The organism is Caldimicrobium thiodismutans (assembly GCF_001548275.1).
GTDB classification, from domain to species: Bacteria; Desulfobacterota; Thermodesulfobacteria; order Thermodesulfobacteriales; family Thermodesulfobacteriaceae; genus Caldimicrobium; species Caldimicrobium thiodismutans.
The window spans coordinates 1495019-1511093 of sequence record NZ_AP014945.1 but is presented as its reverse complement, the minus strand read 5'-3'; the positions used below and the strand labels follow the sequence as shown (position 1 = coordinate 1511093).

Annotated in this window: 16 protein-coding genes; 6 read left to right on the top strand and 10 right to left on the bottom strand. The window is 39.2% G+C overall.

Features of this window, described 5'->3' with window-relative positions:
- Positions 1-46 precede the first annotated feature (46 nt).
- Positions 47-1507 (top strand): Asp-tRNA(Asn)/Glu-tRNA(Gln) amidotransferase subunit GatA, encoded by a 1461-nt coding sequence (gene gatA, locus THC_RS07545; protein WP_068515591.1) that lies wholly within the window; start codon positions 47-49, stop codon positions 1505-1507.
- 2 nt (positions 1508-1509) lie between these two features.
- Positions 1510-2367, top strand: a complete 858-nt coding sequence (locus THC_RS07540; protein WP_231938343.1) for a ParB/RepB/Spo0J family partition protein — start codon at positions 1510-1512, stop codon at positions 2365-2367.
- Here the strand turns inward: THC_RS07540 and THC_RS07535 are convergent.
- Genes THC_RS07535 through THC_RS07525 form a run of 3 tightly spaced genes read right to left on the bottom strand, consistent with a single transcriptional unit; the run spans position 2364 to position 5410 of the window.
- A complete protein-coding gene (locus THC_RS07535; RefSeq protein ID WP_068515588.1) occupies positions 2364-3470 on the bottom strand; it encodes a lytic transglycosylase domain-containing protein in 1107 nt (368 codons plus the stop codon). The two genes, THC_RS07540 and THC_RS07535, sit on opposite strands and share 4 nt — an antisense overlap.
- Positions 3471-4241, bottom strand: a complete 771-nt coding sequence (locus THC_RS07530; RefSeq protein WP_068515585.1) for a sugar phosphate isomerase/epimerase family protein — start codon at positions 4239-4241, stop codon at positions 3471-3473.
- A gap of 5 nt (positions 4242-4246) precedes the next feature.
- On the bottom strand, positions 4247-5410 hold the full coding sequence (locus THC_RS07525; protein ID WP_231938342.1) for a DegT/DnrJ/EryC1/StrS family aminotransferase: 1164 nt from the start codon (positions 5408-5410) through the stop codon (positions 4247-4249).
- A 378-nt stretch (positions 5411-5788) separates the two neighbouring features.
- Here THC_RS07525 and THC_RS07520 point away from each other — a divergent pair, with 378 nt between their 5' ends.
- Positions 5789-6607 (top strand): glycosyltransferase family 9 protein, encoded by an 819-nt coding sequence (locus tag THC_RS07520; protein WP_068515582.1) that lies wholly within the window; start codon positions 5789-5791, stop codon positions 6605-6607.
- On the opposite strand, the gene THC_RS07515 is transcribed toward THC_RS07520, so the two are convergent.
- The 6 genes from THC_RS07515 to THC_RS07490 all read right to left on the bottom strand — a co-directional run bounded on the left by THC_RS07515 (position 6561) and on the right by THC_RS07490 (position 11920).
- On the bottom strand, positions 6561-7427 hold the full coding sequence (locus THC_RS07515) for an LD-carboxypeptidase (protein WP_068515578.1): 867 nt from the start codon (positions 7425-7427) through the stop codon (positions 6561-6563). The two genes, THC_RS07520 and THC_RS07515, sit on opposite strands and share 47 nt — an antisense overlap.
- Positions 7412-8185: a type III pantothenate kinase gene (locus THC_RS07510; protein WP_068515576.1), complete on the bottom strand. Its 774-nt coding sequence runs from the start codon at positions 8183-8185 to the stop codon at positions 7412-7414. The genes THC_RS07515 and THC_RS07510 overlap by 16 nt, the downstream gene beginning before the upstream one ends.
- Positions 8173-8976, bottom strand: a complete 804-nt coding sequence (locus tag THC_RS07505) for a 50S ribosomal protein L11 methyltransferase (protein WP_068515572.1) — start codon at positions 8974-8976, stop codon at positions 8173-8175. Before THC_RS07505 ends, THC_RS07510 begins: the two co-directional genes overlap by 13 nt.
- Positions 8977-8992: 16 nt before the next feature.
- Positions 8993-10291 (bottom strand): M48 family metallopeptidase, encoded by a 1299-nt coding sequence (locus THC_RS07500; RefSeq protein WP_068515570.1) that lies wholly within the window; start codon positions 10289-10291, stop codon positions 8993-8995.
- Positions 10292-10297: 6 nt separating this feature from the next.
- Positions 10298-10612 carry a c-type cytochrome gene (locus THC_RS07495; protein WP_068515567.1) on the bottom strand — a complete coding sequence of 105 codons (315 nt, stop codon included), beginning with the start codon at positions 10610-10612 and terminating at the stop codon, positions 10298-10300.
- A 309-nt stretch (positions 10613-10921) separates the two neighbouring features.
- Complete coding sequence (locus tag THC_RS07490) at positions 10922-11920, bottom strand: Rpn family recombination-promoting nuclease/putative transposase (RefSeq protein ID WP_068515564.1); 999 nt, start codon at positions 11918-11920, stop codon at positions 10922-10924.
- A gap of 185 nt (positions 11921-12105) precedes the next feature.
- On the opposite strand from THC_RS07490, the gene THC_RS07485 reads away from it, so the two are divergent.
- From THC_RS07485 to selD, 3 genes are read left to right on the top strand one after another with little or no spacing between them, the layout of a single operon-like run.
- Entirely contained in the window at positions 12106-14064 is a 1959-nt protein-coding gene (locus THC_RS07485) for an elongation factor G (protein ID WP_068515561.1), read from the top strand.
- A complete protein-coding gene (locus THC_RS07480) occupies positions 14061-14549 on the top strand; it encodes a MogA/MoaB family molybdenum cofactor biosynthesis protein (RefSeq protein WP_068515559.1) in 489 nt (162 codons plus the stop codon). The genes THC_RS07485 and THC_RS07480 overlap by 4 nt, the downstream gene beginning before the upstream one ends.
- On the top strand, positions 14536-15582 hold the full coding sequence (gene selD / locus THC_RS07475; RefSeq protein ID WP_082706449.1) for a selenide, water dikinase SelD: 1047 nt from the start codon (positions 14536-14538) through the stop codon (positions 15580-15582). Before THC_RS07480 ends, selD begins: the two co-directional genes overlap by 14 nt.
- Here the strand turns inward: selD and THC_RS07470 are convergent.
- Positions 15579-16070 carry a TlpA family protein disulfide reductase gene (locus THC_RS07470; protein WP_167344337.1) on the bottom strand — a complete coding sequence of 164 codons (492 nt, stop codon included), beginning with the start codon at positions 16068-16070 and terminating at the stop codon, positions 15579-15581. The genes selD and THC_RS07470 overlap by 4 nt on opposite strands.
- Between the last annotated feature and the right edge of the window lie 5 nt (positions 16071-16075).

Sequence of the window (16075 nt, the reverse complement as noted above, 5' to 3'; positions counted from 1 at the left end):
ATAAAAAGGAACCTAAATAAAATTCAATCTTCTAAGGGGTGATTTTATGGATTTTAATGAGCTTACCCTTATATCTACCTTAAAGCTTCTTGAAGAGGGGAAGATTACCAGTAAAGAGTTAGCTGAGATAACCTTAAAAAGGATCAAAAAATATGACTCAAAGCTCAAGGCCTTTCTTTATGTTAATGAAGAATGGGTCTTGAAACAAGCAGAGATGGCGGACCAGAGAAGAAAAGAGGGAAAAGCTGGAGCCTTAACCGGGATTCCTCTCTCAATCAAAGACAATATCCATATTGAGGGGCACCCTACGACCTGTGCATCCAAAATTTTAGCTAATTATATTGCTCCCTATGATGCGGATGTTATTGAAAGGCTTAAGACCGAAGGCGCTGTCTTCATAGGAAAGACAAACTTAGATGAATTTGCCATGGGATCCTCTACAGAAAATTCAGGCTTTTTCCCCACAAGAAATCCCTGGGATTTAGAGAGAGTTCCTGGAGGTTCTTCTGGTGGTTCCGCTGTATCAGTTTCCGCAAGATTGGGGCTTGGCTCTCTTGGCTCTGACACAGGAGGCTCTATAAGACAGCCAGCAGCCTTTTGCGGAGTTGTGGGTATGAAACCCACTTATGGCCTGGTATCTCGTTTCGGCCTGGTTGCCTTTGCCTCTTCCCTTGATCAAATTGGCCCCTTTGCTCTTAATGTAGAGGATCTTGCCCTATTATTAAAGGTAATTGCAGGCCCTACCCCTAAGGACTCAACCTCTGCTGAGATTACCCCTCCAGATTTTACTAAAGCCATTCAGGAAAATCTTAAGACCTCTTATCGCATTGGTCTTCCCAGGGAGTATTTTGCAGAGGGGCTTGATCCTGAAATCCAAAAGACCTTGGAGGAGGTCATCCATATCCTCAAGAAAAGACACACTCTTAAAGAAATAAGTCTTCCCCACACCAAATATGCCTTGGCTACCTATTATATTATTGCCCCTGCTGAGGCAAGCTCAAATCTTGCCAGATATGATGGTGTTAAATACGGGTTCAGGGCAGAAGCCAAAACTCTTCTTGAGATGTATAAAAAGAGTCGGGCCCAGGGCTTTGGGAAGGAAGTCAAAAGAAGAATTATGCTTGGCACCTATGCCCTCTCAGCAGGTTATTATGATGCCTATTATCTCAAAGCCTCAAAGGTTAGAACTCTCATAAAAGAGGACTTTGATAAGGCCTTTCAGGAAGTGGATCTAATCTTTGCTCCCACTACCCCTACCCCACCTTTCAAATTAGGAGAAAAGACCGCAGATCCTCTTCAGATGTATCTTTCTGATATCTTTACCATTCCTGTAAATCTTGCAGGTATCCCGGCCTTGAATCTCCCGGTGGGCCTTACCTCCCAAAATTTACCTATAGGTGCTCAGATTATGGGACCAAACTTTAAAGATGATACAGTCTTGAGCCTAGCTTACCAGCTGGAAAAGGAAATTTCCCTTAAGTTTATCCCCCCACTTATAAAGGAGTAAAGATGGCCTTAAAAATTAAGAAAAAAGTCCTGGGCAAAGGACTTTCTGAGCTTATCCCTGAATTGAGTAGTAAGCAGGGTTTTGCAGAACTACCTGTTGATGCAGTCACCTATTTTAGTTATCAGCCAAGAATTACTTTTAAGGAAGATGAATCCTTTCAAGACCTCTTGAAATCCATTCAAGAAAAAGGAATTCTTCAGCCCATTGTCGTCCGAAAGATAACTGAAGGACTTTATGAGTGTGTGGCTGGAGAGAGGAGACTTAGAGCTGCAAAAAAACTGGGTCTGAACACTATTCCTGTTATCATAAAAGAACTCTCTGATGAAGAGGCTTTGCTGATTTCTGTGATGGAAAACTTGCAAAGAAAGGACCTAAATCCCATGGAAATTGCCTTAGCCTATAAAAATCTTATGGATAAATTTGGCTATACTCAAGAAGAAGTTGCAGAAAAAGTGGGCAAGGACAGGGCAACTGTAGCCAATTTCTTAAGACTTCTTAAACTACCCAAGGAGATTCAGGATGATTTATTAGAGGAAAGGCTAACAGTTGGACATGCCAAAGCCCTGTTATCTCTTCCCTCTGAAGAGCTTCAACTTCTTGCTCGAAGACTTGTGCTTGAAAAGGGCCTTTCTGTTAGAGAGACTGAAAAATTAGTTGAAAAACTCAAGACCGGGCAGACCAGGGTAAGGCCAAAAGAGATAGATCCAGACCTACTTGCCCTTTCTGAAGAGTTAAGTCAACTTCTTGGCTCAAAGGTAGAAATAACCCTTAAGAAAAAAAAACCCTGCTTTATCCTTCACTTTGATAGCCTCGAAAGTGCTGAAGCCTTCCTTGAAAAACTAAGAAAAACCTTAAGTTAACGCCCTTTAGAAGGCTTTTTCTTCTTAGCCACCTTTGAGTCTTTTGAAGAGGAAGTTTTTGTTCTGTTTGAAGAAGTTGTCTTCTTTTTAGAAGAATTCTCGCCCTTTTTTTCTTCAAAATTCCTGATTATAACTGAATCTTTTGCACTTACAAAAAGAGTGACCTCTCCTGATGGGGTATTGACCTTTACTTCTTCAAGTTCAAGCCTCTTGAGGTTAGCAAGTAATTTATCTGCTGAGGTGATAGGGATTTTGAGGGGGTAAGTTACTCCCGGAGGTGTAAACTCTCTTCTTAATTCTGCATTGAGTTTTCTCAGGATATCATAATCTACTTCTGCAGCTAAGCTCAAAACCTTTAGATCCAAACCTCCTGGAACATTCAGCTCCACATAATCCCAGGGCTCCTCAATTAGTGGTAAAAAGCCATATTTTTGGGGATCTTTAATTATTATAGAAATAGCCAGCCACTGAGGTAGATAGGCAAAGGTTTCAAAGGGTATGGCTCCACTCATCATCACCTTCCAGTAGTCTGCAAAATTTTTGGCTCGTAGAGCTCGGGAGACTCTTCCCTCTCCAGCATTATAGCTTGCTACCGCAAGCCTCCAGTCTCCAAAGATCTCATAAAGTTTTTTTAAATACTTAGCTGCTGCATAAGTGGACTTTATAAAGTCCTTTCTCTCATCAATCCAGTAATCCACCTTTAAACCATAGAGCCGACCTGTAGTTTCTATAAATTGCCAGATACCTACAGCCCCTGCTCGAGAGACTGCAAAGGGATTACATCCACTTTCAACTAAAGCAAGGTAGACCAAATCCTCTGGAAGCCCCTCCTCTTTAAAGATTACCCTAAAATAAGGTAAAAAGGGACCACAGCGCCTAAACCACCTTTGAAGAACCTCTTTTTTCTCAGTGGTATAATACTTAACAAAATAGGCTATCTGAGAGTTAACATCCATAGGAAGATGTCTGACAATCTCAGATGGGAGCACCTCTACATTTTCAATATGTTCTGATAGGGGAATCTCTTGAAAGATATTCTCTCCCCAAAGGTTATGAGCTATTAATAGAAAAAAAAGCATAAAACCAGTTATTTTCTTTAACATCTAAGAGTTCCTAAGGGTTTCAAGATACTTTATTGAGGCCAGAGCATCTTCTTCTTTTTTTGCCTCAATGGTCAGAATTGGCCTTAGGGCCTTGGTCTTCAAAAAATCAAATAGGCCTGCAAAATCAATAATGCCTGCCCCTACTGCCAGATGGTCATCCCATCTTCCAAGATTATCATGACAGTGAATCTCTGAAAGATAGGGATAAAGGGTTCTAAGCCAGTGCATTTCTTCGCTTTCTGAAAAAACCTTAGCATGGGCTGGATCAAAGCACCAACGGAGCCTTCCTTCAAAAGCAGTATAAATGGGCTTAACAAATTCTGGTTCTGGCTCAAAGACATTCTCAAGGGCTAAAACTAAATTAAGTTCTGAAGAAAGTTTAAAAATCTCAGGCAAAGATTCTTCAATAAAAATTTTTCTCCACTCTTCCCTTGGCTCCCTGTGATAATCGGGATGATATCCGCTATGGAACACACAAAGCGCAGGCTCAAACAAAGAGGCTATCTCCATACCCTGAAAAAGCCTTTTAAGACTTACCTTTCTGATCCAGGGATCAAGTCCAGCCAAAGATAAATCCATAAATGGAAGATGAACTGTAGGCCTGAGACCTCCTTTTTTCAACAGGAAAGCAACCTCCCTGAAGGCCTTCCTTTCAAAGCTATCCAAAACCTCAGCCTTTAAAGTTATCTCAATCAAAAGCCCTCGCTCAAAAACTATGGGTAAATACTTCTCACGCAAAAGCTCAAAGGGAATTGAAACTCTAATCTCCATCTCTTTTATCTCCCATAAAATTCCCTTATTTTCTCAACTACATATTCTACTTCCTCATCCCTTAAATAAGGGAAAAAGGGAAGACTCAGGATCTCATCACAGAGTTTTTCCGTAGCAGGAAGATCCCCCTTTTGATATCCAAGCCCTTTGTAAACAGGTTGTAAATGAAGGGGAGAGGGATAATAAATTCGTGTTGTTATTCGGGCTTGGGCAAGAAATTTTATAAGTTCTTCCCTTGCCTTTACTCTTATGGAATAGAGAGAATATGCAGGGAGAGCTTGCGGTAGGGGTTCTAAAAACTTTATTTCTGGGGCAAGGTTTTTTAACCCCTTAGTGTAAAGGTCTGCAAGGTATCTTCTTAGGGCCAGCTCCTTTTCAAAAAATTTAAATTTTACCCTTACAATAGCACACTGAATTTCATCAATCCTTCCATTAATTCCATGATATTCATAAAAATAAGGGGATGTTTGTCCATGTTCTTTCATTACTTTTATTTTACGGTAGATCTCGTAATCATCTGTAAAAACCATACCTCCATCACCAAAGCAGGCTAAATTTTTAGTGGGGTAAAAGGAGGTTGCACTGGCAATCCCGAAGGTCCCGACTTTTTTTCCTGCCACCTCCGCCCCAAAGGCCTGACAGATATCCTCAATAAGATAAAGCTTTCTATCCTTACAAAAGGTCTCCAGAGCCGGAAGTTCCGCTGGAAGACCAAAAATACTGACTCCTATTACAGCAGAAACCTTTTTCCCTTCAGACAAAAGCTTCTCATAGAGGGTTTTTACACTATGAGTGGATAGATTGCCTGTATTGATATCTATGTCAGCAAAAACAGGAGTAAACCCTGCTCTTACCACGACTTCAGAAGTGGCAATAAAGGTGAAAGAGGGAAGAATAACATGACTCCCAGCGGGAAGCTCAAGGGCCTTAAGAATAAGATAAAGGGCCTCTGTACCAGAGGAAACCCCCACTGCATATTTAACCCCTAAATAGGAGGCAAGCTTCTCCTCAAGGGAGGCTGTCTCAGGGCCATTTAGATAAATGCCTCTCCTTAAGACCTCTAAAACAGCCTTTTCTATCTCCTCACCATACTCAAAATAGGCTCTCTTTAAATCTAAAAAGGGAATCTCTTGCATTTTTTCTCTCAGAAAATTTTTAATAAAAAGCATTATATTTTAGAAAAAGTCTTTTACAAGAGCCGAATGGCCTCATTAAAAATCTATTCGAAAATTTATCGTTGCTTCATATAAAAAATCTCAGCGCCTCTCTTGAACCTTCACAAAAAAACTATCTATTTCGCCCCTCTTAAATTTACAAGCTTAGTTCTTTCGCAAAGCTTATTTCAAAGGAAAGAGTGGGTAAGGAGCTTTATAGAAAGATATGGAGATATCAGAAAAAATGCTTGAGAGAGCATATTTAGAGAAAAAAGGGAATATTTTCGGGGAAAAATTGACAATAAAAAGGAGGAGAAGGTAAAATAAATTCCTTTAGAAAATTAAATGAGGTATTAGGGGGAGCTACAGGAGGAGCTGTTAAGCTTTTTTAAAATGAACAGGGTTTTACTTTACAGGCGAGGAGGGCTTGGAGATACTCTTCTAACCTTTCCTGTAGCTGAAGTCCTAAAAAGGAAAGGCTTTGAGGTGCACTTTGTGGGAAATAGAGACTATTTAGAACTTGCTTATCTCTGTGGATGGGCTGATAAAATCTATAGTTCCGAATTTTTGTCTTCTCTTGATTTATCCAGGTATCAAGAAAAAATCCTCATCTCCTGTAGAGGCAATCTTAATCCCTTTCCAGAAAGTAGGATACCCATTACTTATTATTATCTTAAGAGCCTTGGCCTTCCTTTTAATTTTTCAAGGAAGCTACCTATTTTTGAGGATGAGCCAGGGGATAAAAATTTAGCCGTGCTTCACCCGGGTTCAGGCTCTCCCAAAAAGAATCCTCCCTTAGAGCTTTTTGAAAAAATTGAGGCATACTTAGTAAATCTCGGGTTTACGGTAATTTACCTTGCAGGAGAAGCTGAGGACTGGCTTTTTTCCAAAAAGAAAAATCTATTCAGAAGTTTTAACATATTAGAAATAGCTTCTTTTCTTAAAAGGGCAGGTCTTTTCATAGGGAATGATAGTGGAATCTCTCACCTTGCCTCTTATCTGGGGATCAAATCTTTCCTTTTTTATGGACCAACTGATGAGGTTATCTTTTCACCCCTTGGAGAGACCTCACATCTGATATTTCTTCCCCTATCCTGTAGACCCTGTTTTCCAAAGACCTGTTCAGAAAGACCCTGTCTTGATCCTGAAAATCTCTTTAAAGTTTTTAAAAAGGCCCTCCATCAAAACATAACTCTGCACGCTTATTACTGATCTTGAGACAGGCCCTTCTGCCAATAGGCAAAGGTATATTTACAGAGGTATGTCCAAAGGGAAAGCCATAGCCAACTGGAATATGCTCAGGAATAAATTCCTCCATCTCCTTTAAAAAATCCTCAGCCTTTACCTCTCCAAGGTCTCCCAGCACAACTCCTTTTAACGCACCTTTTGGAAGGCTATAAAGAATCTGCAAAAAAGCCCTTTCCATCCGATAAAGTTTTTCATTAGTCTCCTCAATAAAGAGGATAATCTCCTCTTCATAAGGAAAATAAGGAGTTCCACAAAGACTTGCCAAAATGGAAAGATTGCCACCAATAAGCACCCCTTCAGAATACCCTTTCCTATAGGCCAATCCGAAAATTTTAAAGGCCTCAGCGTCTTCTAATAATATCTTTTTAAGACATTTAAGACTTTTCTTTTCAAGCTCAGGAAGATTAACAACCATGGGAGCATGAAGCCCAACCTTTTTAAATTTTTTCCAAAAATAAAGGTGCAAAGTTGTAATATCGGAAAATCCAATAAGCTTAGGAAGATATTCAACTGGAAAGGCTTTAGCTCCAAAGAACTCATCTAAATAAGGCAAAAGCTTAATAGCCCCACTACCTCCTCTTACAGCCCAGAGATGGGTGAACTTAAAAGAGGTCATAAGCTCATAGAGGAGAAAGGCCTTTTGAGAGGCTTGGGCCTCTACAAAATCCACATAACTTTTAAAGTGAATCTTCCACTTCTTTAAAACTTCTAAACCTCTTTCAAAGGGCTCTCTATCAGGCGGGCTTGAGGGCTGAATTATGGCAATACTTAACGATTCTTCCATAAATAAAAAAGACCATCTAAGGTAAGGGTAGGGTCAATCTTTTGAATCTTTTTAGAAAGGGGAGCTATGAAAGAGGCAAGTCCTCCTGTTGCTATCACTAAAGGATTACTTAGCATCTCAGCTGTAAGCTTTTCAATCATTGTATCCGTAAGACCTGCAAAACCAAAAAGAAGCCCACTTTTAAGGGCTGATATAGTGTCCTTTCCGATAGCCTTTTCTGGGGGGCTACTCAAATCAATCCTTGGAAGCTTAGCTGTGCCTTTAAAAAGGGCCTCCATGGAAAGTGTTAACCCGGGAGAGATAGCTCCTCCTAAATAAACTCCCTCAGAGGATATACAGTCAAAGGTAATAGCCGTGCCAAAATCAACAATGATAAGGGAGCTCTTATATTTAATCCAGCCTCCTAAGGCATTTACTAATCTATCTGCTCCTACCTCTGCGGAATAATGAAGATCTAAAGGGATACCAACGGTCTTAGCTGAGGCAACCACTACCTCTCTGGCTAACCATTTTTTACCCAGCTCCACCCAGTAAACCTCAACCGGAGGAACAACACAGGCAAGACTAAGTCCCTTAATATCTTTGATTTTTATCCCAAATAAACTTAAGAACTCATTTACCTTTATTAAAAGCTCTTCTGGAGAAACCACATACTCTGTTTTAAAACTAAAAAGAGCCCTCAAAAGCCCCTCATCCTCAAAGATACCACAGGTTGTAGCCGTATTTCCCACATCAACAGTTAAAATTAGATCCGACATAAAAGATAACAGACCCAGTTTTCTATTTGTTTTCGTTCTAAAAGCCTCACTGGTTTTTCCTCTAAGCCATCTATTATTTCCTCTTCCATTCCTATGGTAAATCCTGATAAAAGATAATATTTAGCTGAAAAAAATTCCTCTCTTTTAAATTGATCAAGAAGTAATCCTTTATAAAGATTGGCTAAAAGAAGATCACAGGCAAAATCTTTAAATTCTCTTACATCACCTTCTTGAACTTGCGCTTGAAGGCCATTCAGGGAAAGATTCTTTTGAGTAACTTTCACACAGAGGGGATTTATATCTATTGCCCTAATCTTTCCTCCCAATTTTGCCCAGAAAAGGGTAAGGATTCCCGATCCACATCCAAGATCAAGAATACTTTCGGGAAGACCGTAAAGTTTATAAAAATTCCAGCTTGAATGAAGCATAAGGGTGGTTGTGGGATGAGTTCCTTCACCAAAGACTACACTGGGATCAAAGATAAGATCCCATTTTCCCTCATACCAGAGAGGAGCAATCTTAAAAGGCCCTACTTCAAAGGGCTGTGGTATCCGCCTTTCGTTCCACTGGGTATAGGGAACCTCGTCTTTAATTTCAAGAGTAAGATTAAATTGATTGATCAGCTCCTGAACCAGGGCATCCTTTGGCTTATGGAAAAAAAGCACTCCAATGCCATCTTCCTCCCAATATCCGATAAGATCAGGGTCATCCAATACCCTTAGGGCTGGATGCCCATCCCTAAAACCATAAATATAAAAGGTCTCATATTTCTGATAAGGTGGTCTTAGCATTATTTTTTAAACTTACTCAAGGGAAAAAAATTTTCAAGATTCTTTCAAAGATATCTGCTCCAAGATAGGTAAAAAAGGCAACGATAATTACATTCATAAGAATCCAGAGAAGAAGTCTTCTCCTTAATTTTACCGAATGGGCCTTAATAAGATCAGGCCTCTGAAAGGCATAATTTAAATAGAGGATTCGCTCCATGAGACCATAATGATGCCATGATTTTCTGAAAAGTTGCCCTGTAATTTCTCCAAGTTTATAAAAAGCAGAGGTCATAGGTTCGGGATCTTTAAGTCTTGAAAGGGCATATAAATCTGCCTCCCGTTCCAGAGAACGAAGAAAATAGGCAAATATTATCCTAAAAAAGGATATAGCCAAACTCAGAAAAAAAATAATAAGCGCAATATCAAAAAAAATAGCATAGGGCCCCTGCAAAAACTTATCCAGCCCGTTTAAATCATCAAATAAAATAAGAAAAGTAAATAAAAAAAGATAGAAGGCATTTAAAATAAAAATGGGAAAGGTCAAAAGCACTAAAAGAAGATACAGGCCATGTCTTTTTCTTAAGTGCCCAGCTTCATGGGCTAAAATTCCTAAAATCTCCTTTAAATCCATAATCTCAAGGATTCCTGATGAAAAAAAGAGATACCTGAAAGGTGGTATAAATCCAAGGACACCTGCGGTATAAAATCTGGGTCCCAAAGGGGGTAATATATAATAATCTCTGAGATTTAATCTCTCTTGCCTTAAAAATTTATCTATAACTTCTCTCAAAGGCCCATCAGGAAGCCTTTTAACTGGCCAAATTTTGATAACAAGATAGGGAGAAAGAGAGATTACACCCAGTAAGAGCAGAAAAAATTGCCCAGGGAAGGAAATCTTAAAAAAATCAAGGACCTCCTCCATGAAAATTAAAATCAAAAAGGGTAAAATTAGTCCAAGAAGAATCCTAAAATACCCTATACGAAACCGATAAAATGCAATTTTTATCAGGATATAATAATGAAAAAACCAGAAAAGAGCTGGAAATACAGAAAAATAATAGGGACTCAGGAATTTTTTAAGTCCAAAAAAGGCAAGATCAAAACTATAGAAAATAAATGAAAAAAGGAGAAAAATTTTTTCTACATAAAAATAACTCCTCTCGTTACCTGAACCTGCCCTTCGGGCAATAAAAATTAAACTTAGGCAAAAGAAAAGCTCTTTACTTATAAAGAGCAAAATTTTTAAATAAGGAGAGAACTCCCATGAAAAAGAAGAGGGAATGAGTTCCCACAGGAAGAAGGCTATCCAAAAAGAGAGAAGATCTTCATAAATCACGAGATACTAAAAGGAAAGTAAATACTCTATAAGGGCGGAGAGATCTTTTTCACTAAGTTTTTTAGTAATATTAATAAAACCTTTCATGGTCTTAGGCTCACCTTTGATAAGGCCAGGCTTTTTTCCCTGTAAATAATCTTTCAACTCCTGATTTTTCTTGTAATAACTTTTAGAAATAGTCTTTAAGGATGGGGCAAAAGAGTCATATTCTTTAGAGTGGCAACCACCACACCCCTTAGTTTTAAAAATCTCTTCTCCATTTGAGGCAAACCCTAAGGTTGGTAAAAAGATAAGAGCCATTAATAATACTGACTTTTTCATAGTTTCCTCCTTTTTATGTATTTTAATTATATAGCCCTGAGCATAAAAGACAAGGCCTTGTTAGCGTCCATATCTTTTGTGACTCAAGATGATTTTTTCTGCTACTTCTCACCTCTAACCTATTTCCACCTATTTTTATGTAAAGATCTCAACTTATGCACCCCTATCCTTATTTTTGAAATATTCAATAGCGTCTTTTAATTTTAATTGAATAAATGATTTTGTTGAAGGAGTTTAAAATTTTAATAAATTTCTAATAAAGCCATAACAGTTGATAAAGTTAGATAGGTTAAATAAATAATGAAATTATCAATTTTCAAAAAGTTGAAAGATATCTTCAGAATTCTTCGCAAGAATTATTTTCCTCAGCCACTCCTTGAGAACTCCTCTATCCTCCTCTCTTACCACCCTCTCCCTCACTTCCTCAGGCACATACCCAAGCTTCACCTCTATGGCCTCAAGCACAAGCTCCCTTGCCTCCTCAATTAACCCCTGATATTTCCCCTTCTGATAAAATTTCTCTCCCACTCTATCCCAAAAGCTCTTTAATTCCATCTTTACCCCCTCTTCTCCACACCTATCTAATATATTAAACCAGATTACCTCCCCGTCAACCCTAAACTTTATTTCAGATATCGTAATTAAAAACCCTATCTCCCACCTCCCCTTCTCCCCTATCGCAATTAACCTATTTACCGCTCTTACCACCATATCTATCATCTCTTCAAAATTACCTGCTTCCGCCTTTATTAAATAAAGATAACACCCAAGCCCTGCTAAAATATCAAATACCTCCAATATCTTCTCATCCTCTACCCTCTTTAAATCTACCACATGAACCTTAAAAAGTTCTCCCTTTAACCCCTCTGGCACTGAAAATATCTCCTCTATCCTTTCAGGATACCCCCAGGGCTTATCCCCTTCATAGAATACAAGAGGTAAAACAGGCACATACCCCTTCCCCTCCTTGAAAGACTTTTCATTTAATGCCGTTATGTAATTTAAAATCTGAAGGTAAATCCTTTTATCAGGTGCACTTTTGTGCTCAATAAGGATGTAGAGATGGGCTTTGGTTGAAGGTTGCCCTTCACTAAGGAGATTAACCTCAGCAACAAGGTCCGGGATTTCTCGCTTTTTTCTTGAGAGAGAAACTTGTTCTTCAGGGATGATTTTAAGGGAGTCAAGGTCAAGATGAGTTTTAATGTGATCAGGGAGGAAGGTTGAGAGGAAGCCTTTTAAGTTTTCAGGGTCTTTGAGGAAGGCCTTGGCAAAAAGGTCATAGGGAACAGGAGGTTTCTTCTTTGACATAGAGGTATTTTGCCAGAATTTAAATGGTTTTCAAGATAGCTTATGAGCCCATATTTTTTGAGATTTAAGAAATTTTTTTACTACTAAGGATCAGAACCTATGTAAGGGGCCTTGAAATTTTCTCTTGCTTTTTTAGGGATTTTTATAAATAATATTAATTTAAAATTTAGCAGAAGGAGGTCAAAATGAAGGGTAAAGTTATAACCTTTTTAGGAGCCTCAGAAAGCGGAAAGACCCTTTTAATTGAAGGGCTTATCACTAAAATGGGGGGAAAAATTAAAAATTCTTCTCCAGGCCCTACCTCCTCAATTAAGGTTTATGGCGCCTTTTTTAAAGACATCCCCTTTTATTTTATTGACACCCCAGGGGAAGAAAACTTTATTGCAGAATTAAAATGGGCCATGAGCGTTTCTGACCTCGGAGTGCTGGTTGTGGATTCAACTGTTCCAGTTAAGTATTACATCTATCGCATCTTTGAAATGGCTAAGGAGATAAAGCTTCCTCTAATAAACTTTATAAACAAAATTGATGCAGAAAAGACCCAGTGGGCTCAAACCATCTGTGATCTTCAGGATATGCTTGAGATATTACAAATACCTGTGGTATATGGTTTTAATACCACACAGCCCCTTTTTCTCGTTGACCTTGTGGAGAAAAAGAAAATAATAGAAGAGAATCTGAAGATTAATTATGAAAAAATTCCAGAAATGTTTGACCACAAGACTCAAACTTTATCAGACCAGCTTCTTGAGGTATCTGCTGAGGCCAAAGACGAATTTATTGAAAAATATCTTGAAGAAGGCCTTTTAACAAAGGATGAGCTGATTGAAGGAATAAAGATAAATCTTCAAAATCAAAAAATGATACCAATTTTTATTGGCTCGGCATATAGTGGGTTGGGGGTAGGTGTTTTTTTTAATAAAATTCTTGAATTCTATCCAGAGAGGTCCTTCCCCTTAATAAACACCAATGCAGGATTCGGTTTAACCTTTAAAACCATTTATGACCCTTATGCTGGCAAGCTCTCCTTCGGGCGCATCTTTAAAGGATCCTTTAAGGCTGATAGCAAATTGATTACCTCTCAGGGCAAAGAAGAAAAATACACCCAAATCTTTCTACCCCGTGGAGATAGCCTTGAGGCAGTGAAAGAGGCTAAGGAAGGAGATATAATAGTATTTGCAAAGGTTGATGCCCTTAAAACCGGGGATACCTTTTCAACAGAGCCTCTAAAAGAGGCTTTACCGGTCCCGGAGATGCCAACACCCATGTTTACCCTTGCCCTTCATCCTGAAACCCGGGCAGACGAAGATAAAATAAGCTCCGCCATCAGTAAAATTAAAGAGGAGGACCCTTCTCTAAACTTTTATCGGGACGAAGAAACACGGGAGCTTCTTATCTCCGGGCTTGGAAGTATCCATATAGAAAAAACCATTGAAAAATTGAGAGAAAAATACGGAGTAAAGGTCAAAACCAGCCTTCCCCGAGTTCCTTACAGAGAAACCATTAAAAAACCTGTTCAAGGGGTAATCTATCGCCACAAAAAACAAAGCGGTGGAAGAGGCCAGTTTGCAGAGGTGCACTTCAATGTCTTCCCCCTGGAAAGGGGGAGAGGTTTTGAGTTCCTGGAGACCCTTACAGGAATGAATGTTCCCCGTAATTATGTGCCTGCTGTGGAAAAAGGGGTCAGAGAGGCCATGGAAAAAGGAGTGCTTGCAGGATTTCCTGTGGTGGATGTAAAGGTTCAGTTTTATGATGGAAAATCTCATGAGGTTGATTCCTCAGACCTTGCCTTTAAACTTGCTGCTATACAGTGCTTTAAAAAGGCCTTAGAGCAAGCCAGTCCCACTCTCCTTGAACCCATTATTGAACTTGAGATCTTTGTGCCTGATGAAACTGTAGGTGATGTCATCGGAGACCTGAATTCAAGAAGAGGAAGAGTTCTCAACCTTGAAAAAGAAGGTAAAAGGACTAAAATTAGAGCTCAGGCCCCTCTTGCCGAAATGCTTGAATATGTTGTAACTCTCAATGGATTAACAGGTGGAAGGGGTTATTTTATTAGCAGATTTTCCCATTATGAGGAGGCACCTCCCTTTGTTGCTGAAAAGGTGATTGCCTCGGCAGGAGCAAAATCTCAAGAAGAATGAGATGTGGGATCCTTACCTTAAGTGATAAAGGCGCAAAGAGAGAAAGAGAAGATCTCTCCGGAGAATATTTAAAAAAATTTCTTGAAGAAAGGGGCTGGGAGGTTTGCTTTTATCAGATTCTTCCTGATGAAAAAGATAAAATTATAGCCTTACTTAAGAGCTGGTGTGATGATTTTGAGCTTGATCTTATCCTCACTACCGGGGGAACAGGAGTTCATCCCAGGGATGTAACCCCGGAGGCAACTAAGGATATTTTAGATAAAGAAATCCCAGGGATAGCTGAATATATAAGATACATAAGTTTTTCCAAAACTCCCCGAGCTGCTTTAAGTAGAGGTCTCTCAGGCCTAAGAAAGAAGACCCTTATTATTAATCTCCCGGGAAGCCCCAGAGCCTTAAAAGAAATTATGCCCAGCCTTATAGGGATTATAGAGCATGGAGTCTCCAAAATCAAAGGTGATCCAAGTGAATGTGCAAGAGATTAAACTTACTCAAATGGTTAAGGCCTCTGGTTGAGCAGCTAAACTTCCGCAGGAGTTTCTTGCGGAGATCTTAAAGGAGCTCCCCCTTCCAGAGCATCCTGATCTTCTTCAAAGTTTTGAACACGGAGCAGATGCAGCCATCTTCAGACTCTCACCTGATATCGCTTTAGTCTTTAGCGCTGATTTTTTTACTCCCCTTGTGAATGACCCCTATGTTTTCGGCCAGATTGCTGCCACTAATTCTCTTTCAGATATCTATGTAACAGGGGGAAGGCCTTTACTTGCCTTAAATCTTATCTCCTTTCCAAAGAAAGGTCTTCCCCGGGAAATACTTAAAAGGATTCTTGAAGGGGGCCTTTCTAAAATTAAAGAAGCAGGAGCCCTTCTCGTAGGGGGGCATAGTGTAGATGATCCTGAACCAAAATATGGCCTTGCTGTAGTAGGGATTGCCCATCCAGAAAAGATTATTACTACCAAAGGAGCCAGGGCTGGAGACCTCCTCTATCTTACTAAACCTCTTGGAACAGGTATTCTTGCCACAGCCTTTAAGGGAGGGTTTTTTAATGAAGAATCCCCAATTTATCAAAAAATAATTGAGCTTATGACAGAACTAAATAAAGTTCCCTCTGAATTAATGCTTGAGGTAGGGCTAACTACTGCCACAGACATAACCGGCTTTGGCCTTATTGGACATGCCCTTGAGATGGCAAGCGCAAGTGAAAAAAAACTCATCTTTTACTTCAAAAGAATTCCATACCTCAAGGAGGCCCTCCATTTTGTTAAACAGGGGATAATCCCTGAGGGAGATTATGATAATCTTAATTATTGTGAAACTCTTGTCAAATTTCACCCTCAGATAGGAGCGGCAGAAAAATTTATTCTGGCTGATGCCCAGACCTCAGGAGGAATACTTCTTGCCTGCCCAAGGGAGAAAAAAGAATTTTTTGAAAAAAGGGCCATAGAAAAAGGTTTTTATAGCTTATATCTTGTGGGGGAGGTTACAGAAGGACCTCCTTCTCTTGAGATCCTCCCTTAGTTACACTTCACATATTTAGTAAGACTTTCTACCCATTCTTTATAACTATGATAGCCTACAAACTTTTCAATCCTCTGCCCCTTAGGGTCAAGAAGATAGGTAGTGGGGGTAATAGAAAAATCACTGAAGATTTTAAGAATCTCTGAATTAGCCAAACCTACAGGATAGGTCAGGTTTCTTGAGGAGACAATTTTGGGAAGAAGAGAGGCTCCCTCCTGATCAATCATTAATGAAATAATCTGAAGCCCTCTTTGACCACAGGTCTCATTAAGCTTTTGAAAGACCTTCAATTCAACCATACAGGGCGGGCAATAACTGGCAAAAAGATTTAATAAAATATATTTTCCATTAAAATCAGAGAGCTTGTATCTCTTTCCATCGTAAGTATTAAAAGAAAAATTTACTGATCCTGCTGAAAGAGGAAGGGCTAAGGCTATAATTATAAAAGTTAACAGAAAGAAAAGACCAATTTTTCCCTTGATTTTCATCACAA